Here is an 18,724-nt window from a genome sequence, read left to right on the forward strand (position 1 = left end):
GGCGGCCGCCCGGCCGGGCCCGGACGGCGGCATGCCCTCCTCGGTGGCCGGCCCGCCCTGCGCGGCCAGGGCGGCCGCCTGCTGGGCCCGCCGCGCCTCCGCCCGGCCCCCGGTCGGCTGCCGGGGCACCGGCTCCTGGTCGAAGAACTCCGGCCCCTGCTCCGGCTCCGGGGCGGCCCGGTGGGCGCGCTCCTGCGGCGGGACCTGCTGTGGCGCCTGCTGGTACTGCTGCGGGGGGTAGGTCTCCTGCGGCTGGTACGGCGCCTGCGGCTGCTGGTAGTACCCCTGCTGGTACTGGCCCTGCTGCGGGTACTGCCCCTGCTGCTGGTAGGGGTCCTGGTAGGCCCCCCCGTGGGCGGCGTCGTCGCGCCACCATTCGGCGTGGTCCGGGGACCCCGGCCTCTGGCCAGACATTCGCACACCCTCCACCAGCAGCCAGGTACTGCTCCGTCAGCTTCCGCCCCAGGGCCCCGGCGGCCCGGAAGGACCGCATACAACCGTGGAGAGCTTCTGCGGAGCATATAAAGGCAACATTGCGGAGTCACGGGGCGGGCTCCCGATTGCAGGAACCACCAATCCCCGTGACCCCGTCGGATCAGTTCTCGAAGGCGTCCTCGAAGGTGTCCTCGAAGGCCTCCTCGACCACCTCGTCCATGAACTCCTCGACCACCAGGCCGCCGACCACACCGACCGCCGCCCCGGCCGCCCCGGCCGCCAGACCGCCGCCGAAGCCGTGACCGCCGTGCCCGCCACCGTGCCCGCCACCGTGGCCGTGGCCGTACGAGCCCTTGGCCAGGGCCTCCTGGATCCAGCCGTCCACCAGCCCCGTCAGGTCCTGCTCGGCGGCCGCGTGCTCCACCACGTGGTGGTTGATCAGGTCGCTGCTCCTACGGTCGAACTCCAGCACCACCTCGACCCGTTCGGCCGAGGTGATCAGGGTCAGCTCCAGCGCGCCGAACCGGTCCGCGTACTGCGGCGCGGCCAGGTACTCGATCTCCTGGTAGAACGGCAGGCCCTGCCCGGTGCCGTGGATCCGCCCGGCCTCCAGGTCGGCACCGTGGAAGCGGAAGCCGAGCGCCGTGAAGGCCTCCAGCAGCCGGCGCTGCACCGGCAGCGGCTCCACGCCGAGCGGGTCGGCGTCGCCCTTGTCCCGGGCCCCGGCGATGTCCACCTCGGTCCGCACGCCCAGCGCCATGCCGTGCAGCTGCCGGCCGTCCAGCTCGGTCACCGGGATCTCGTACGGCGCCGGGAAGGAGAAGGGGAGCGAGCGCCGCTCGCCCGCCGCCAGGGTGAACGGGCCGGTCACCACGTGCCGGGCGAAGCCGGCCAGGCCGTTCGCCTCGCCCTCGGAGTGCTCGATCTCCACCCGGGCGACCAGGTCGAGGGTGATCGCGTTGACCTTCGCCTCCTGGGTGCCGCCGGTCAGCTGGACCTGACCCTCGATCAGGCCGCCGGGGCGCACCACGGGCGTGGACAGCACCGTGTCGACGGCCGGGCCGCCGACACCGAGGGCACCGAGCAGCTTCTTGAACACCATGGGGTGGTACTCCAACTCCGGGAGAGGGGAACGGCGAACGGAGAAACGCAGGGTACGGCCGCCTGGTTCCTCCGACGTGCTCCACCTTCGCACCGCAGCTGATCAGACCTCGATCCCCGCCGCCTTCAGCCGGCCCGCCACCACCTCCCAGTCCGGGTCCAGCGCCTCGGCCCGCTCGGTGCCCACCCGCAGGTCCTTGAAGCCGCTGGAGGTGGAGACGCAGACCACTGGGCCGTCGAAGGCCGCCGGCCCGCCCAGCTGCCGCAGCCCGGCCAGCCCGATCGCCGAGGAGAACTCGCACCACAGCCCCTGGGACGCCAACTCCCCGTGCGCGGCCCGGACTTCCCGATCCGTCAGCAGCAGCGCGCCGCCGCCGCTCGCGGTCACCGCCCGCACCCCGCGGTAGCCCCCGTTGGTGACGTCGATCGCGTACGCCTCCGTCGGGCCGACCTCCACCACCGCCGCCGGGACGCCCGTCCGCACCGCCGCCGCCAGCGGGCCGCCGACGGCCGGCTCGCAGCTGAAGATCCGTGGCACCCGGGCCGCCGCTCCCAGCCGGTGCAGCTCGGCGAAGCCCTTCCACACCCCGTACAGCAGCTCGCCGTAGCCGGTCGGCACGAACACCGCCGCCGGGGTGCCGACTTCGGCGTGCAGCTCGTACGCCACCGTCTTGTAGCCCTCGGCGCCGAAGCCGTGGCCGGTGTGGGTGCGGGTGTGGTTGCTGACGGGGTGGAGGCCGGTCCGCTCGGCGATCCGCCGCAGCAGCGGCCAGCGGGCCTCGACCGGCACCGGCAGCACCAGCGCCCCGTAGGCGTTCAGGAAGGACTGCACGGCCGGCGGCGAGCTCGCCGAGGCCAGCACCACGCAGCGCAGCCCCGCCCGGGCGGCGTACGCGGCGGCCGAGGCGCCGTGGTTGCCGGAGGAGGCCACCACGATGCCGGGCGCGCCCTGGTGGACGGCGGCGCTCACCGTGACGCGGTTGAGGCGGTCCTTGTGGCTCCAGGTCGGGTTCCGGGACTCGTCCTTGACCAGGGTGCCGTCGGGGAGGGCGAGCAGCGGGGTGCCGCCCTCGCCGAGGGTGGGCGCGTCCAGCGGGGGCAGCAGCGGGGCCCAGCGGTCCAGCCCCGGGCCGGGCGGCTGCGTGAACAGCCCGGCCGGGACGGCCGCGTAGTCGTAGTCGACCTCGACCGGGTAGGCGAGCTCGGGGGTGCTGGTGACCGGGCACCCGGCGGTGAGGGCGGGCCAGAGCGGGTGGCGGACCTCGGGGTCGCCGAGCGAGACCTGCGAGGTGGCCAGGGAGATGGCCTGGGAGATGGCCTGGGAGATGGCCTGGGAAGCAGCTGTCATGCCGTCAACCGTAGGGACCCGAACGGTGGTTGGGTGGCACTGCGCGGGGCCGGGGCGCCGGGCGCCGGAAACTGTGTCAGGTCCCGCGGCGGAGCGGGTCAGAGCACCTGGTTGCGCCCGGCGCCCCAGCCGGCCACCGCCGCCACCGCGGCGAGCACCAGGAGCAGCACCAGCGGCAGCTCCCAACCACCCGTCAGCTGGTGCAGCGCGCCCGCGCCGACCGGCCCGGCGGCCGCCACCAGGTAGCCCACCGCCTGGGTCATGCCGCCGAGCTGCGCCGCGCCCAGCGCGCTGCGGGTGCGCAGCACGATGAAGGCCAGCGCCAGGCCGAGCGAACCGCCCTGGGCGATGCCGAGCACGCCCGCGGCCAGCCAGGCACCGGAGACCGGCGCCAGCAGCAGGATGGTGATGCCCACCGCGTTGAGCCCGGCCATCGCGACCGCGAGGCCGCGCTGACGGGTCATCCGGCCGGCGATCAGCGGCACCAGGAAGGCGCCGATCACCTGCACCAGGTTGCTGAACGCGAAGACCAGACCGGCCTTGCCGGGGTCCATGCCGTGGTCCGCCAGGATCCTCGGCATCCAGGCCACCAGCGTGTAGACCATCAGCGAGGAGACGCCCATGAAGACGCTGATCCGCCAGGAGAGTCCGTTCCTCCAGATGCCGGCGATCGGCGTGCCGGTCGGTGCGGCCGCGACCACGGCCTTCTCCTGACGCGACTTCAGCACCTGCGGCAGCCAGGCCACCGCGGCCACCAGCGCCAGCACCGACCAGGCCGCCAGCGAGCCCTGCCAGCCACCGCCGAGCAGCTTCCCCAGCGGCACCGAGGTCGCCGCCGCGAGCGTCGCGCCGACCAGCATGGTGGTGGAGTAGACGCCGGTCATGGTGGCGGCCCTCTCCGGGAACTCCCGCTTGACCAGGCCCGGCATCGAGACGTTCAGCACCGCGATGGCGACGCCGATCACCATGCAACCCGCGTACAGCGCCGCCACGTTGGGCAGCACCCGGAGCAGCACACCCGCGCCGAGGGTGAGCACCGCGCCGAGAACCACCTTCTCCGCGCCGAAGCGCCGGGTCAGACGGGGCGTCAGCGGCGCGCCCAGGCCCTGGAAGAGCACCGGCACGGTGGTGATCAGGCCGCTGGCGGTGGCCGAGAGGCCGAAGGTGACCTCGATCTCCTTGACCAGCGGCGAGATCGCCGCCAGGCAGGCCCGCATGTTGAGCGCCACCAGCACGATGCCGAGCAGCATCAGTGCGGGGTGGGCGAGCCTGGTGCGGGTACGGACCGTCGGGGCGGCGAGCTGCGTCTGGGCGTGGGTGACCGACATGGCGGTGGTGTCTTCTCCGGGCAGGACAGGAACGGTGAGCGAGGAAGGGGCCGACGCGGCGGTCGGCGAGGTGCGCGGGCTACGACTCGGGCTGAGCGGTCGTCACTTCCGCGCGGCGATGGCGGCGAGCAGCTGCTCCACGGCGGCCGTCGGCTCCGCGAGCAGCCGGCGACACGCGGCCTCCGCCAGCTCCGGGTCACCGCTCTCGATCGCGTCCACCAGCGCCTCGTGGGTGGCGACGACCACCTCGGGCATCTCGTGGTCGCCGAAGGCGGTCCGCATCGACTCGCGCACCGAGGCGCCGAAGTAGCGGTAGACCTCGGTCAGCGCCGGGTTGTGAGCGGCCTCGACCACCGCGGTGTGGAACTCCAGGTCGTGCTCGACGGTGGCCTCGCGGCCGGCCCGGTCGGGCTCGGTGGCGATGATCTCTGCCTCGCGGGCCAGCGCGGCCCGCATCCGGGCGATGTCCTCCGGGGTGTGCCGCACGGCTGCCAGCCGGGCCGCCTCGGCCTCCAGCGCGGCCCGCACCTCCAGCACGTCGCGGACTCCGGAGCGCTGAACCCCGCGCAGCACCGCGGCCGGGTCGGTGGTGGAGGTGACGAAGGTCCCCTCCCCCTGACGCGAGACCAGCATCCCCGCGTGCACCAGCACCCGGATCGCCTCCCGCACCGTGTTCCGCCCGACCCCGAGGCGCTCGGCCAGCTCGTGCTCCGTCGGAATCCGCGCCCCGACCGGCCAGCTCCCGGCACTCAACTGCTCCCGCAGCTGCTCGATCGTCACGTCCACCAGCGAACGCCGCCCGGCGGCCTGCAGCCCGTCCGCACTCATCAGGGGACTCCTCCCGGGTTCGCTCAGCAGTGGACGCCAGTCATCCTACAACCTCTTGTCCGGTCATCCTACAACTGGGGGCGGCTCCGCTTCCTCGGACCAGATCGGCCGTGCCACCAGGAGGTAGCCGACCTGGATCACGAGCTGGACCACGAGGAGCGCACGCGTGGACGCCAGCAGGAACGGGGCGGCGGCCAGGAGGAGGCCGACGGCGAGCGGGATCCTCAGTGGAACGCCCGGGAACCTCCAGACCAGCGGATTGGCCAGTCCGATGACGATCACCGCCGGAATCCCCATGAACAGCGAGAGCCCGGCGAGGAGCTCCAGCGGATCCCCCTCCAGGAACACGAACGCATGCGTGGGGATCAATGCCGCCCAGATGACGGCGTTGACCAGCAGGTACTTGGCGATTTCCTTCAGGAATCCCATGACGTCAGCACGGAGCCTTTCCGGCGCGAGGCCGAGGGACCACTCGGACGGTGCGGATCACCGACGATCTGTGGAGACGCGTGGATGCGGCCCAGCGTTCCGCCATGGAGGCGCCGCCTAGCTGACACTCCGTCTAGCACGGGGCAGCCTGGTTCGCACCCCGCCGAACGGGGGTGGTGGGGGTGATCCACACGGTGTGAGCATGTGCTCACCTTCGGGGGCGCTGTGTGGCCGTCGGGGGAGGTGGCCCTTTGGCTGCCCCCGAAGGGTTCCGGGTGGGTGCCCGTGAAACGAGGAGGGCCCCGGCGGATGCCGGGGCCCTCCTCGTCGGTTCGGGTGTGGGTCACTCGTCGGAGGCGAGGGTGAGGCCGGCCAGTTTGACGGCGGCCAGGGTGGTGGCGCCGAGGATGACCACGATCAGGAGGGGGATGGCGACCGAGGTGGCGACGGTGGCGTCGATGGCGCCCTCGGCGGCTACCGATTCGGCGATGCTGCGGCCCCACTGCTGGATGCTGAGGGTCTTGGCGCCGGCGACGAAGTTGCCGATCAGGCTCTCCCAGATCAGGGCGTAGCCGAGCCCGGCCACCACGGCGTTGCGGGTGACCACCGAGAGCAGCAGGAAGACCGCGCTGTAGGCGGCCCCGGCGACCAGGGTGCCGACCGCGTAGCCGACCGCGAGCCGGTCCTCGGTGCCGACCAGGATCAGTCCGGCGATCAGGGTCGGGACGGCGGCGAAGACCCAGGTGGTCACGACGGCCACGGTGAGCTTGGTGGTGATGATCTGCCAGCGGGGCAGCGGCTTGGCCAGCAGGTAGACGATCGAGCCGTCGTCGATCTCGGTGGCGATCACGCCGGTGCCGATCACCAGGCCGAGCAGCGGAAGCAGGGTGCCGAGCGAGAGCTGGCCGAGGATGGTGGTGGCCAGGTCGTGCTTGTCCTCGCTGCCGCTGCGGGCGATCACGGAGATCAGCAGCAGCAGCACGGGTGCGGCCAGCAGCAGGAGGCCACGGCGGCGCCCGAGCAGACCGCGTACGGTCAGCCTGGCGACGGTCAGGTTCACAGGGGTCAGCCTTTCGGGTGCGACGAGGCGTCGGCGGCGGGGCAGCGGCGGCGGGGAGGCAGCGGGCAGCGGCGGGGCGTCAGTTGGCGACGAGGTAGGAGAAGACGCTCTCCAGCGACTCGTCGGCCGGGGAGACGGTGTAGAGCCGGATCCCGGCCTCCTTGGCGACCTTCGGCAGCAGTGCGGTGAACTGCGGGAAGTTGATCGCCTCGATGCGCAGCGCCCGCTCGTGCCAGTCCAGTTGGATGCCGGCGGTGGAGCTGTCCGCGATCAGCGCGGAGGCCAGCCGGCGGTCGTCGCTGGAGCGGACCAGGTAGCGGTGCGGGCGGTCGGTCATCAGGCGGCGGATCTTCCGGAAGTCACCGGAGGCGGCGTGCCGGCCGGCCACCACCACCTCGATGTGCCGGGCCAGCTGCTCGACCTCCTCCAGGATGTGCGAGGAGAACAGCACCGTCCGCCCGGCCGAGCCGAACTGCCGCAGCAGCTCCATCAGTTGGAGCCGCTGGCGCGGGTCCATGCCGTTGAACGGCTCGTCCAGCAGCAGCACCTCGGGGTCGTGGACCAGGGCCGAGGCCATCTTGACCCGCTGCTTCATGCCCTTCGAGTACGTCCCGGTCTTCCGGTCCTGGGCATACTCCATCTCGACCAGCCCGAGCGCCTTCTTGGCGGCCGCGCCCGGGTCGGCCAGCCCGTGCAGTTCGGCGTTGGCCAGCACGAACTCCCAGCCGGTCAGGTAGTCGTACATCGACTCCCGCTCCGGGACCAGGCCGATCTTGCGGTAGACCTCCTGGTTGCGCCAGATCGGCACCCCGTCCAGGGTGACCGACCCGGCGGAGGGCGCCAGGAAGCCGCTCATCATGTGGATGAGGGTGGACTTGCCCGCGCCGTTCGGCCCGAGCAGACCGGTGATGCCCGGCCCGATCTCCATGCTGACGTCGTTGACGGCGACCACGTTGCCGAACCAGCGGGAGACCTTGTCGATGGTGATGACGGCCATGACGTTCCCTCAGACCTTCCGGTAGCGGCGCAGCAGCGCCCAGTACGAGCCGCCGATCATCGCGGCCACGACCAGCGCGAAGACCGCCACGCCGATCCCGCCCGGGGCGGTGAGGATCCCGGCCGTCCTGATGTCCAGCGCCTCGTTCATCAGTGCCTCGACGGCGTTGGTCGGGGAGAGCAGGAAGGCCCAGTGGGCCGACTCCGGCGGGTCCAGCCGGTTGCCGCCGAGCAGCACGTAGACGATGGCCGAGACCGGCTGGCTCACCACCAGCACGCCCATGATGGCGGCCACGCCGAAGCCCCGGCGCGGGGTCAGCGCGGAGATCGCCAGGCCCAGCGCGGCGTACAGCACCGAGGTGACCACCGCGACCGCCAGGCCCTGGAGGAAGTGCCCGGTGTTCTTGCCGAGCGGCATCCCGCCCAGGATCGAGCCCAGGTAGAGCACCAGCAGCGGCACCACGGTCATCAGCAGCATCGCCGAGGTCATCGCGGCGAACTTGGCCCGGACGTAGTCGCCCCGGGTGATCGGCCGGGAGAAGTACAGCGGCACGGTGTGGTGGCGCAGGTCCCGCGACATCAGCACCGGGGACTGCGCGGCCACGAAGATCTGCACCAGCACGCCGAAGGCGGAGAGGAACTGCGCGTAGTCCACCGGGAACAGGTCCGTCTTGACCGGCCCCTGGAGGAACAGCCCGAGCGCGACGATCACCACCGCGGCGGCCGTCAGCCCCGAGGCCACCAGCATCGGCAGCACCTTGGACTTGCCCGAGCGGCCGAGGCCGTAGGCGGCGCGCAGGCTCTGCACGTAGAGCGAACGGGTGGCGTAGCCGCGGCCGAGCCGGGGGCCCTGGTAGCTGCGGTAGCCGATGTTGTGGATGACCCCGCCGTCGACGGGTGCGGCGGGCGCGCCCCCCGGGGGCAGTTGCTCAGACATCGGCGGGGCCTTCCGTGGGCTCGGTGGTGAAGATCTCGGAGACCCGGTGACGGCGCTGCTCCAGCCGGACCAGGCCGAGGCCCAGGTCGGCCACGGTGTCCCGGACGGTGTCGTAGGTCTCGTCGCCGGCGATCTCCACCAGCAGGATCTTGGCGCCGTCCTGACGGACCACCACCCCGGCGGCGGTCAGCCGCTCGCGGACCGCCCCGTCGGCGTCGAAGGCCGGGTCGTCCGGACGGTCCGTCACCTCGACCGCCAGCAGCTGGGTCACCTCGGTGAAGGAGGCGGTGGAGGAGGAGCGCAGCAGCCGGCCGCCGTCGATCACCACCAGGTGGTCGCAGGTGCGCTCCAGCTCGCCGAGCAGGTGGGTGGTGACCAGCACCGAGATGCCGAAGTCGCTGTGGATGCGGCGGATCAGGCCGAGCATCTCGTCCCGGCCGACCGGGTCCAGGCCGTTGGTCGGCTCGTCCAGCAGCACCAACTGCGGGTCGTGGACCAGGGCCTGGGCCAGCTTCACCCGCTGCTTCATGCCGGTCGAGTAGCCGCCCATCGGGCGGTAGCGCTCCTCGTACAGGCCGACGTGGCGCAGCGTGTCGGCGGTCCGCTCACGCGCGGCGGCGGGCGGCAGCCCGGCCATCCGGGCCATGTGCACCACGAACTCGGTCGCGGAGACGTCCGGCGGCAGGCAGTCGTGCTCGGGCATGTAGCCGACCCGCTCGCGGATCGCGGAGCCCTCGGTGGCGATGTCCAGACCGAGCACCTGGCCCGTGCCGGAGGTCGCCGGGGCCAGCCCGAGCAGGATCTTGATGAGTGTGGACTTGCCCGCGCCGTTCGCCCCCACCAGACCGACCACACCGGGCTGCACCTCTACGGTGAGCCGGTCCAGTGCGGTGACCCGGGGGAACTTCTTGGTGAGGGCGTCCGTCTTGATGACAGTGGTGGACACCGTTCCAACCTAGTGGCCCCGCCCGACCGGTGGAATGAGCTGGCGAGAGGAACCGGGACCACTACTCCAGGATGACGCAGGGCCGCCCTTCCCCTAGGGGGCGGGCGGCCCTGGCAGGGCTCGGGATCAGCGCAGCATGGCGTACTGGCCCATGGCGACCTGGCGGAAGGCCTGGGCGGGGACGCCGTTCTGATTGCTCGTCAGTACCAGTCCCGTCACGTCGCCGTGCTGGAAGTACGCGGCCCTGGCCACCGGCCGGGGGGTCTCGCCGGGCTTGCCCGCCTTGGTGCCGCTGACCTTGACGGTGCTGTTCCGGTCCATCTCCGGGTCGATGCCGTCCGTGGAGGCCTCCATCCCGGCCGGCTCCTTGAGGGCGCCGTTGTTCATCACCAGGTAGTGGCCCTTGGCCTCGTCCGCGGAGCCGAAGCGGAGCAGCCAGAGCTCGGTCCGGGTGCCGTCGGCCGCCGTCCAGACCCGGCGGACGGCGTCGCGGCAGGCGTTCTCCAGCAGGATCGCGCGGGCCTCGGCCGGCTCCTTGTCCAGCTCGGCGTAGTCCGCGCAGCTCTTCCGGTCGGCCGGTGCGGCCACCCCGACCGGCGCGGGCAGCAGCAGCTGCCGCAGGTCGGCGTGGTGCCGGTTGCCCGCGCCGCTCGCCGAGGGGGCGGGCCGGCCCGAGGGCAGCGGAGGGAGCGTCAACTCCGGGAAGACGTACCGGCCGTCGTTCGGCGTCTCCAGTCCGGGCAGCTCGGTCCGCTCCGGGGCGATCACCGCGGCGGCGGCACCGGTGCCGGTCAGCACCGCCACCAGCACGGCGGCCACCCAACGGGCCCGCACCCGGCGACGGGGGCGGGGCGGCTGCTCGGGGTGTGCGGGCTGCTCGGTCGGCGTGGTCGGCGTGGTCGGATCCAGCGTCAGGTCGGGCTGGTCGGGCTGTTCGGTCATGCGGACGCTCCCGGGCGGGCCAGCCGGTCCAGCTGACGGCTGAACAGGTCGACGGTCTTCTCCTTCGGCAGCGGGGCGATCCCCTCCACCTGCATCTCGACCCGGAGGTCGCCCTCGGCCGCCGAGCAGACCAGCCGGTCGATCTTCGCCCCGGGGGCGGCGTACGGCAGGAAGCAGCGCGCCTGGTCGTGCCCGGCCACGGTCGGGCCGATGCGGAACAGGCCGGAGTCCGAGCCCAGCGCGTTCTGCCAGGCGGCGTCCGCCTTGACCGCCTCCTGGTGGTAGCGCAGCAGCCAGATGGTCACCACGTAGGAGCGGTCGGGCGCCACGTAGCTGCGCACGCCGGCGCCGGTCAGCGGCTGGTCCTGCCAGTCCTTGCGCAGCGCGTCCCGCAACTTCTCTGGCAGGCCGTGCAGTTGGTCCTCGACCCAGCCCTTGCGCTGGTCCTCGGTCAGCTCGGTGTCGTTGCCGTACGCACCGGCGTCCGGCCCGATCCGGTGGTCGTCCGGCATCGGCAGCAGCAGGTCCCGGAGGGAACCGAAGTGACTGCCGTTCTCCCTGGTGCCGAAGGAGGGGCTCGGCGAGGCCGAGGGCGAGGCCTGGGCCATGGCCGGAGCCGTGGGCGGTGCGGCCGCCACCGGCCCGCCCTCCGGGTACTGCGTGCGCAGGATGCCGATCCCGATGCCGACGCCCAGCAGCGCCGCCGCCACCACGGCGGCACCGGCACGCAGCGCGGTGCGCCGGGCCCGGCCGGGGCGCCCGCCGTCCGGACGGTCCGTCAGCTGCTCGGTCAGCTCCGGGATCCCGGAGTCCTCGACGATGCTCATACCAGCCGCTCCCACTGCTGCCCGGCGATGCGGGCGAGCTCGTCCCGGTCGACCTTCGCGGGTGAGAACACGGTGATCCGCATGACCACGTCCCCGCGCCGGGCCACCGCCTCCCCGGAGTAGTACTCCTCGGTGCTGTCCACGTACTTCTCCGGCTTGTCCGTGGTCTGGTAGACCCCGCCGGAGACGCCCGCCAGCGGCACGGCGCCCGGCTCGTGAACCGCCGCGTCGCGCTGCGCGCCGACGGCCTGGTCCGAGTGGTACTGGACCAGCTCCAGCCGCCACTTCACGTCCCCCTTGCGCCAGACGGCCACCGCGTCGCGGCGGAACCCGTCCTGGAGCAGGCCTCGGAAGTGGGTGGCGGAGCTGCCGACCGACTTGGCCCTGCCCCCCACCGTGAACCAGCCGGAGCCGTCGACGTAGTCGTAGTCCCAGTCCTCCGCGCCCTGCGGCCGGGGCAGCAGCAGGGTGCGCAGGTCACCGTCGATCTTCAGCGGCGCGACCGCCGCCTCGGCCACGGCCTGCGGATCCGCCGGGGCGGCGGGGTAGGCCGGCGAGGGCATCGCCAGCACGGGCAGCGGGGTGGGCGGGCTCCCGGCCTGGACGGCGTAGCCGACCGCGCCGCCGAGCAGCGGGCCGATCAGCAGGGCGGCCAGCAGCAGGCGGGTGGCGGAGAGCGGGCGGCGCGGCGCGGTGGGCTCCGGGTCTCCGCCGGCCGCGAGCAGCTCGGCGGGCTCCGCGACGGGCGGCTGCGCGAGCGCGGGGGGCTCGGCCGGCACTGCTGCGGGCGGGGTGACGGGTTCGGGTGTGGTGATGGGTTCAGCCACCGGAGGACAACCTCTCTCGCTGGCGCTTCATCGCGTCGTGGAGCGCGAACTGGTCCGGCGTGCCCTTCACGTACACGGTGACCTGGTACTCGACGTCGCCGACGAAGGAGATGCCGACCATCTTCCCCGTCCACGCCTCCTGTTCGGGCTTGAGCATGATGCCGCGACCGTCCGGGTCGCCCACGATGTCGAAGCTGTCGCCCTTGCTGATCGTCATGCCCTCGGCGAACTCCTTCGCCATCTGCCGGGACTTGAAGCGCAGCAGCCGGACGTTGACCTCCTGGCGGCCGTCGGCGGTGCGGTAGCGGCGGGTGGCGGCGTCGTCCCGGTAGCCGTAGGAGGCGAGCACCTCGCCCATCTCCTCGGCGTTGGAGAACTGCGCCGAGACCTCCTCGGTGCTCAGCTTCATCCCCTCCGCCGGGCCGTACGACTCGGCTCCGTCGGGCATCGGCAGCAGGAAGTAGCGCAGGTCGCCGCCGTGGGTCGCGCCGTCCACGGTGCCGTGCAGCGTCGACGACGGCGCCGGCTTGGGCGCCGGGGGCTGGGTCGCGGACGGCGTCACCGACGGGCTCGGGGACGGGCTCTGACTCGGCGTCGGGCTCGGACTCGCGCTCGGGCTCGCACCCGGCGCGGCGGCCACCGCCCTCGGCCGCTCGGACGGCTTGCCGACCGCCACCGTGACGGTGGCGCTGGCAGCGGTGACCGCGACCAACCCCGCCACCGCCAGGGTGATCCCGGCCGCCCGCGGCACCCGGCCGCCGGGCCGCTCCGCCTCGGCCGGACCGCCCTCGGGCGCGAGCACGGGCACGGGCACGGGTGCGTGCACGGGCACGGGTGCGTGCACGGGCACGGGTGCGTGCACGGGCACGGGTGCGTGCTCGGGAACGGCTGCGGGCACGGGTTCTGACGCGTACTCGGACGCGGACAAGGGACTCCCCCGGAAGTACCGAACGCGCGGCCCCGGCTCACCTCCGAAGCCGGATCCCGCGCATGACAGCTCGGATTATGGTTCGCGCGCCCCCCACCTCCAACCCGGTTTCCCCGACGATCCGTCACAATGCCCGCCCAATCGGACGCTCCGTGACCCAACCGCAATGGGACGGGCTCAGGCGGTGCGACGGAGGAGGTCGGAGAGGGCGAGCCGGGAGGGGACGTCGAGCTTGCGGTAGATGCGGGACAGGTGCGTTTCGACCGTGCGGGGGCTGAGGAAGAGGTGTTCGGCGATCTCGCGGGTGCGCAGCGTCGTCCTGGCGAGTTCGGCGATCTGCCGTTCGCGATCGCTGAGCAGGGCGAGCGGGTCCGCGGGGCGGGTGCCCTGGGCGAGGTCGGCGCGGGCCCGGGCCGCCTGCTCGCGGACGAGCTGCGCGCCGTGGCTGCGGGCGATCGTCTCGGCGGTGTCCAGGCAGCGGAGGGCCTCGGCGGGGCCGTGCGCGTGGTGGAAGGCGGGGGCGGCGGCGACCAGGGTCCAGGCGTACTGGACGGGCATTCCGGCGGTCTCGAAGGCCTCGGCGGCGCGGGTGAAGAGTCCGGCGGCGCGGTCGGGGCGGCCGGCGGCGAGGTGAAGCCGGGCGCGGGCGCAGCGCGCGTGGGCCCGTTGGACGGGCAGCCCGAGCTGTTCGGCGTCCTTCTCGGCGGCGCGGGTGAGGCGTTCCGCCTCCTCGCGGTCCCCGCATTCGAGGGTGGCGGTGGCGAGGGCGGCGAGCAGGAAGGGCCGGGAGAACGGCCGGACCTGGGGCAGCCGCCTGCCGCGCGCGCTGTCCAGCAGGGCGCGGCGGCAGCCGGCGGGGTCGCCGGCGAGGAGCCGGGCGTGGCCGAGCAGGCCGTTCGCGGAGGCGGTCCACCAGCTCTGGCCGGCCGGGTCGGCGCCGGCCGCCTCCTCGATGAGCGCGAGGGCCTCGGTGGAGTGTTCGCGGCCGCGGGCCCACAGCAGCGAGGTGGCGCGGATGGCCTGGGTGAGCGCCACCGCGGGCCGGGCCCCCAGGGAGCGGGCGAGGTCCTCGGCCTCCCGGGCGTGCCGCTGGGAGGCCTCCAGGTGGCCGGTCCACTGCTCGGCCATGGCGAGTCCGAGGAGACGGTGCAGCAGGATCGGCCGCTGGGGGCCCTGGTGGTCGCGGTCCAGACCCCGGCTGAGGTGGCGGGCGGCGTCGGTGAACCGTTCGAGGTAGAGCTCGGCGCTGCCGAGCAGCGCGAGGGTCTCGGGCGTGCGGCCGGCCAGCGGGTCGGGGAGGGCGTCGACCAGGCGGGCGCAGTGGGTGACCGCGGCCAGGGCCTCGGTGAGGTCTCCGACGTGGGTGAGGCAGAGGGCGTCGAGCACCCTGAGCACCGTGGCGTCGGCCTCGCCCGGCGTCCGGACGGCCTCCTGAAGGAGGGCGCGGGCCTGGTCGTGGGTGCCGCGCAGGACGTGCACCAGGCCGTGTTCGGCGATCAGCTCGGCGGCTTCGGCTGGCAGCGGGGCGGGCAGCGGCCTCGGCAGCAGTTCGAGGCCGGCGTCGGTGATGGCGGTCGCCTCCGCGTAGCGGCCCAACTGCCGTTCGACGGCCGCGCAGACGGCATGGGCCTGGATCAGCTGGCGCCGGTCGAGCTTCGCGGCCCGGCCGAGGAGTTCGTGGGCGCGGGTGCGGGCCTCGCCGAGCTGGCCGGAGGCGATCAGGGCACGGCAGTGGGCCAGTTCGAGGTCGTCGCGGTTGGTGGGGCCGGCTCCGTCGTCGGGGAGGGAGTCCAGGGCGAGGCGGAGCCAGAGCGCGGCGGTGGCGGGATCCCGCGCGGTGATCTCGGTGGCCGCGTGGGCGAGGGTGTGCGCGGCGAGGGCGGCGTCGGTGCCGAGCAGGTAGTTGGCGTGCCGGGCCCGGTCGCGGGCCCGGCCGGGCCGGGCGGTGATCAGCTCCAGGGCGCGGCGGTGGGCGCGCAGCCGGAAGGAGAGTCCGGCGCGTTCGTGGGCGACGTGGCCGATGACGGGGTGGCGGAAGGTGAGGCTGCCCCGCCAGTCGACCTGGCGCACCAGGTCCGCGGTCTCCAGTTCGGCGAGGGCGTCGAGGGTGCCGTCCGTTCCGAGCCCGGTGAGGTGGGCGATGTCCTCCGGCCGGAAGGGGTTGCCCGCGACGGCGGCGGCGGAGGCGGCGAGCACGGCCCAGGGCGAGAGCGCGTCGAACTCGGCGGCGAGCGGTTTGGCGGCGCGGAGCAGGGCGGCGGTGTCGGTGCCGGGGCGGTCTGGCCAGTGCTCGGGCTGCCAGCCGGCCGCGAGGAGCAGGTGCAGGTACCGGGGGTTTCCTTCGGCCGCGGCGCACAACTCGGCGGCGTAGGCGTGGAGTTCGACCGGATCGGCCGAGCCGGGGCCCGCGGCCGGGTACTGGCCGGCGATCAGGGCGGCCACCGCGTCCGGGCCGAGCGGGCCGGGCTCGACGCGGGTGGACCGGCCAGCCCGGGCGGCGTTCTCCAGGGCTTCGAGGAGCTGTGGCGCGCTCCGCGCCGGGCGGTGGGTGAGCACCAGGAGGAACGGGGCGGGTGCGAGCGAGCGGACCGTCCGGACCAGCAGCGCGGTGGAGGCGGGGTCGCACAGGTGCACGTCGTCCAGCAGCAGGACTCCGCCCGCCGCCCAGTCCGCGAGGCCATCGCCCGTCCCGTCGAAGGGACGGGGCCGGCGGCCGCCGGCGTACCGGCTCTCCCAGGCGTCGCGGAAGACCCGTAAGGGGGTGAGGTCACCGCGCGGGGCGTGGGCGCGGGCCACCGGGATCCCGCGCCGTTCGGCCAGGCCGGCCAGTGCGGCGGCCAGGCGGGTCTTCCCGATGCCGGGCTCCCCGGGGATCTCGACGACCGGACCGCGGCCGAGCTCCAGGGCGTCCAAGGCACCGGCGAACGAGGCGAGTTCGGCCTCGCGCCCGACCAGGAGCGGGCCGGCCGCCGTTCCGAGCGCTGCGGCCATGTCCGCCGTCCTCCCCTGGCAGGGCACCGACAGGAGCTGTCACCGAGTGGAACCCCTGTGTTCTGCCTCCGATTCTGAAGCAACATGCCCACTTCGGTGTCGTTTTCAACGTCATTCCTTCACACCGCAGTTGTTCAGTCGGGGATGTCCCAGGTGAACCGGTGCACGTGGATCCCGAAGTAGGGGAAGGACTCCACGGAACGGATCCCCGGCACGGTGCGGATCCGGTCGTTGACGAGCGCGCACAGCTCGTCCATGGTCCGGCAGACCACCTCGGCGAACAGGTCGCGGGAGCCGGCCGTGGAGACCAGGTAGATCACGCTGTCGATGGCCTCCAACTCCTTGATGATGTCCGGGAGTCCGCCGTCGACGGTGATGCCGAGCAGCGCCATGACGGGCAGCCCGAGCTTCAACGGGTCGGTGACGGCGGCGAACTGGAGCAGGCCGCGCTCGGTCAGGCGCTGCACCCGGGCGCGCACGGCCGGAGCGGACAGCCCCACCTCCCGGCCCAGGTCGGTGTAGGAGGCACGGCCGTCCTGCTGGAGCCGCCGGATCAGGGTCTTGTCGAGTGCGTCCAGTTCGATGCGGGCCGTCAAGGGGTCCTCTCTCCGTCCGAGGCGTCCGTAAGGAGGCGACGGTAGCAACGGCAGTGACCGGAGGGGCATGCCCGGGGCCCCCTCAGTGGAACCACGTAATCGCACACGTAACCCGGGAACTGACGGTCCGTCATCAAGTCGCGACGGACTACCCTCCCCCCATGCCCCGCCACCGATGACGCCTGCGCACAGATGATCGAAAGGTGGTCACCCATGATCGCTCGTCACCGGCAGAGCAGCGAGGCCACGGGGGATCCGGCCCATGCGTGAGGCCTCGCTCCCGTGGCAGGGCGGGGCGGCCGTCCGGTTCTCCCTGCTCGGCCCGCTGTCGGTCCAGGTCGGGGAGGACGTGCTGCCGCTCGGCCCGCTCAAGCAGCGGATCGTCCTCGCCATGCTGCTGTGCCAGCCCAACAGGTTCGTCTCGGTCGACCAGCTGACCGAGGCGCTGTGGGCCGGCGAACCGCCGCGCACCGCACGGAAGAACATCCAGGTCTACGTCTCCGCCCTGCGCCGGACGCTGGCGCGCACGGGGGACCGGATCCTGCACGGGCTGGGGGGCTACCTGCTCCGGCTGGCCGAGCCCGAGCTCGACGTGCTCGGGTTCCAGGCCCTCGCCAGGGCCGCCCGTCAGAGCACCCTGGAGGGCCGGCCGGAGGCCGCCGCCGAACTGTTCGACCGGGCCCGGCGGTTGTGGAGCGGGCCCCCGCTCCCCGAGCTGCGCTGCTCCGAGCCGGTGCGCGCCCAGGTCGACCAACTGGTCGGCCGCTACCTGGCGGTCAGCGAGGACTGGGCCGAGGCCGCGCTGGAGGCCGGGCGGCCCGGGGAGGTCGCCGAGGTGACGGCGGAGCTGCTGGAACGGCACCCGCTGCGGGAGCGGCTGCGGGCCGTCCACATGTCGGCGCTGCACCGCTCCGGACGGCGGGCCGAGGCGCTGGCCGCGTACGAGGAGGTCCGGCAGCACCTCTCCCGGGAGCTGGGCCTGCCCCCGAGCACCGCCCTGACCGCCCTGTACGAGTCGATCCTGTCGGACGGCCCGCACGCCCCGGGCCCACCGCGGCCGGGCGCGGCCGGGCACCGCCGCGCGCCGCACAGCCTCCCCTTCGACGTCCCGGACTTCACCGGCCGCGACGAGCAGGCCGGGCAGCTGCTGGCGGCGGCCTCCGGCCGCGGCGCCGTCGCGCTCGTCACCGGCTCGGCCGGGGTGGGTAAGACGACGCTGGTGGTGCACGCCGCGCACCGGCTGGCCGACCGCTTCCCCGACGGGCTGGTCCACCTCCGGCTCCGCGAACAGGACGGCTCCCGCCGCTCACCCGCGTCGCTGGCGGCCGAACTCGCCCGGTACACCGGCCGGGACGCGAGGCCGCGGGAGCACCCCGACCAGGCGGCCGCCGCCTGGCGCGACTGGCTGGCCGACCGCAGGGTGCTGCTGTTGCTGGACGACGCGCCCGACGAGGCGAGCGTCCGTCCGCTGCTGCCCTGCCCCGGCACGAACACCACCGTCGTCACCTCCCGGACCAGGCTCGCCGGGCTGGCCGGCACCCACCGGATCGACCTCCCGCCGTTCTCCGTCGAGGAGGCCCTGGAACTGCTCGACCGGATCACCGGCCGGGTGCACGGCGACCCGGCGGCCGCCGAACGCATCGTCCGGGCCTGCGGCCTGCTGCCGCTCGCGGTCCGGGTCGCCGGCCTCAAGCTCACCGTCCTGCGGCACCTGCCGCTCGCCGAGTACGCGGACCGGCTGGCCGACGCGCGGACCGTGCTGGACGAACTCGCCGTCGGCGACCTCGACGTGCGCAGGCTGCTCGCCGACGAGTGGCGCTGCCTGGACGAGGCCCACCGCGCCGCGCTGCTGCGCCTCGGGGGGCTGCCGGACTCCTCGGTGTTCACGGCGGAGCACGCCGCGATCGTGCTGGGGTGCGCCCCGGACGGGGCCCGGCGGCAGATCGAGCGGCTGATCGAGGCCGGTCTGGTCCTCTCGCCGGACAGCGAGGTGACCGCGCACGCGGCGGTGTACACGCTGCCGCACCTCACCCGGGTGCTCGCCCGGGAGCAGGCCGCCGCCTGGTCGGCGTACGACCGGACCGTTCGCTGACGGTCCGTCAACCACGGCCGCACCACCGGCCCTTGGGGGAGCCGGTGGTGCGGCGCGCACGGCTACATCGTGTTGTAGTAGTAGCTCGCGAAGACGCTGAAGCACGGGTACTG

At 73.7% G+C, this 18,724-nt stretch carries 16 protein-coding genes and 1 pseudogene; 1 reads left to right on the top strand and 16 read right to left on the bottom strand.

Annotated elements, in window-relative coordinates:
- The 16 genes and pseudogenes from ACZ6ZR_RS33750 to ACZ6ZR_RS33825 all read right to left on the bottom strand — a co-directional run.
- A pseudogene (locus ACZ6ZR_RS33750) lies at positions 1-414 on the bottom strand (hypothetical protein); the annotation flags it as partial.
- A gap of 181 nt (positions 415-595) precedes the next feature.
- Complete coding sequence (locus ACZ6ZR_RS33755; RefSeq protein WP_465648989.1) at positions 596-1,537, bottom strand: sporulation protein; 942 nt, start codon at positions 1,535-1,537, stop codon at positions 596-598.
- Between the two features lie 102 nt (positions 1,538-1,639).
- A complete protein-coding gene (locus tag ACZ6ZR_RS33760) occupies positions 1,640-2,884 on the bottom strand; it encodes a threonine synthase (RefSeq protein ID WP_465648991.1) in 1,245 nt (414 codons plus the stop codon).
- Positions 2,885-2,982: 98 nt separating this feature from the next.
- Positions 2,983-4,212 (bottom strand): CynX/NimT family MFS transporter, encoded by a 1,230-nt coding sequence (locus ACZ6ZR_RS33765; protein WP_465648993.1) that lies wholly within the window; start codon positions 4,210-4,212, stop codon positions 2,983-2,985.
- Positions 4,213-4,314: 102 nt separating this feature from the next.
- Positions 4,315-5,040 carry a FadR/GntR family transcriptional regulator gene (locus ACZ6ZR_RS33770; RefSeq protein WP_465648995.1) on the bottom strand — a complete coding sequence of 242 codons (726 nt, stop codon included), beginning with the start codon at positions 5,038-5,040 and terminating at the stop codon, positions 4,315-4,317.
- Between the two features lie 63 nt (positions 5,041-5,103).
- A complete protein-coding gene (locus tag ACZ6ZR_RS33775; RefSeq protein WP_465648997.1) occupies positions 5,104-5,469 on the bottom strand; it encodes a hypothetical protein in 366 nt (121 codons plus the stop codon).
- Between the two features lie 343 nt (positions 5,470-5,812).
- On the bottom strand, positions 5,813-6,529 hold the full coding sequence (locus tag ACZ6ZR_RS33780) for an ABC transporter permease (RefSeq protein WP_465648999.1): 717 nt from the start codon (positions 6,527-6,529) through the stop codon (positions 5,813-5,815).
- 79 nt (positions 6,530-6,608) lie between these two features.
- The gene (locus tag ACZ6ZR_RS33785; RefSeq protein ID WP_465649001.1) at positions 6,609-7,526 is read right to left on the bottom strand and encodes an ABC transporter ATP-binding protein; all 918 of its coding nucleotides are present in this window, start codon (positions 7,524-7,526) and stop codon (positions 6,609-6,611) included.
- Between the two features lie 9 nt (positions 7,527-7,535).
- Positions 7,536-8,462 (bottom strand): ABC transporter permease, encoded by a 927-nt coding sequence (locus tag ACZ6ZR_RS33790; protein WP_465649003.1) that lies wholly within the window; start codon positions 8,460-8,462, stop codon positions 7,536-7,538.
- A complete protein-coding gene (locus tag ACZ6ZR_RS33795) occupies positions 8,455-9,408 on the bottom strand; it encodes an ABC transporter ATP-binding protein (RefSeq protein ID WP_465649005.1) in 954 nt (317 codons plus the stop codon). Before ACZ6ZR_RS33795 ends, ACZ6ZR_RS33790 begins: the two co-directional genes overlap by 8 nt.
- 126 nt (positions 9,409-9,534) lie before the next feature.
- The gene (locus tag ACZ6ZR_RS33800; protein WP_465649007.1) at positions 9,535-10,350 is read right to left on the bottom strand and encodes a hypothetical protein; all 816 of its coding nucleotides are present in this window, start codon (positions 10,348-10,350) and stop codon (positions 9,535-9,537) included.
- Positions 10,347-11,177 carry a hypothetical protein gene (locus tag ACZ6ZR_RS33805; protein ID WP_465649009.1) on the bottom strand — a complete coding sequence of 277 codons (831 nt, stop codon included), beginning with the start codon at positions 11,175-11,177 and terminating at the stop codon, positions 10,347-10,349. Before ACZ6ZR_RS33805 ends, ACZ6ZR_RS33800 begins: the two co-directional genes overlap by 4 nt.
- Complete coding sequence (locus tag ACZ6ZR_RS33810) at positions 11,174-12,004, bottom strand: hypothetical protein (RefSeq protein WP_465649011.1); 831 nt, start codon at positions 12,002-12,004, stop codon at positions 11,174-11,176. Before ACZ6ZR_RS33810 ends, ACZ6ZR_RS33805 begins: the two co-directional genes overlap by 4 nt.
- Positions 11,997-12,818 (bottom strand): hypothetical protein, encoded by an 822-nt coding sequence (locus ACZ6ZR_RS33815; protein ID WP_465649013.1) that lies wholly within the window; start codon positions 12,816-12,818, stop codon positions 11,997-11,999. Before ACZ6ZR_RS33815 ends, ACZ6ZR_RS33810 begins: the two co-directional genes overlap by 8 nt.
- Positions 12,819-13,109: 291 nt before the next feature.
- Complete coding sequence (locus tag ACZ6ZR_RS33820; RefSeq protein ID WP_465649015.1) at positions 13,110-15,923, bottom strand: helix-turn-helix transcriptional regulator; 2,814 nt, start codon at positions 15,921-15,923, stop codon at positions 13,110-13,112.
- A 134-nt stretch (positions 15,924-16,057) separates the two neighbouring features.
- Complete coding sequence (locus ACZ6ZR_RS33825; protein WP_465649017.1) at positions 16,058-16,519, bottom strand: Lrp/AsnC family transcriptional regulator; 462 nt, start codon at positions 16,517-16,519, stop codon at positions 16,058-16,060.
- A 262-nt stretch (positions 16,520-16,781) separates the two neighbouring features.
- Between ACZ6ZR_RS33825 and ACZ6ZR_RS33830 the strand changes: the two genes are divergently transcribed.
- Entirely contained in the window at positions 16,782-18,611 is a 1,830-nt protein-coding gene (locus tag ACZ6ZR_RS33830; protein WP_465649019.1) for an AfsR/SARP family transcriptional regulator, read from the top strand.
- Positions 18,612-18,724: the final 113 nt, after the last annotated feature.

It is taken from the genome of Kitasatospora sp. NPDC088742 (assembly GCF_055584905.1).

Excerpts from the sequence above, each read along its gene's own strand:
- ACZ6ZR_RS33755 (WP_465648989.1), bottom strand. The coding sequence starts at position 1,537 with ATGGTGTTCAAGAAGCTGCTCGGTGCCCTCGGTGTCGGCGGCCCGGCC.
- ACZ6ZR_RS33760 (WP_465648991.1), bottom strand. The coding sequence starts at position 2,884 with ATGACAGCTGCTTCCCAGGCCATCTCCCAGGCCATCTCCCAGGCCATC.
- ACZ6ZR_RS33765 (WP_465648993.1), bottom strand. The coding sequence starts at position 4,212 with ATGTCGGTCACCCACGCCCAGACGCAGCTCGCCGCCCCGACGGTCCGT.
- ACZ6ZR_RS33770 (WP_465648995.1), bottom strand. The coding sequence starts at position 5,040 with ATGAGTGCGGACGGGCTGCAGGCCGCCGGGCGGCGTTCGCTGGTGGAC.
- ACZ6ZR_RS33775 (WP_465648997.1), bottom strand. The coding sequence starts at position 5,469 with ATGGGATTCCTGAAGGAAATCGCCAAGTACCTGCTGGTCAACGCCGTC.
- ACZ6ZR_RS33785 (WP_465649001.1), bottom strand. The coding sequence starts at position 7,526 with ATGGCCGTCATCACCATCGACAAGGTCTCCCGCTGGTTCGGCAACGTG.
- ACZ6ZR_RS33790 (WP_465649003.1), bottom strand. The coding sequence starts at position 8,462 with ATGTCTGAGCAACTGCCCCCGGGGGGCGCGCCCGCCGCACCCGTCGAC.
- ACZ6ZR_RS33800 (WP_465649007.1), bottom strand. The coding sequence starts at position 10,350 with ATGACCGAACAGCCCGACCAGCCCGACCTGACGCTGGATCCGACCACG.
- ACZ6ZR_RS33805 (WP_465649009.1), bottom strand. The coding sequence starts at position 11,177 with ATGAGCATCGTCGAGGACTCCGGGATCCCGGAGCTGACCGAGCAGCTG.
- ACZ6ZR_RS33820 (WP_465649015.1), bottom strand. The coding sequence starts at position 15,923 with ATGGCCGCAGCGCTCGGAACGGCGGCCGGCCCGCTCCTGGTCGGGCGC.
- ACZ6ZR_RS33830 (WP_465649019.1), top strand. The coding sequence starts at position 16,782 with ATGCGTGAGGCCTCGCTCCCGTGGCAGGGCGGGGCGGCCGTCCGGTTC.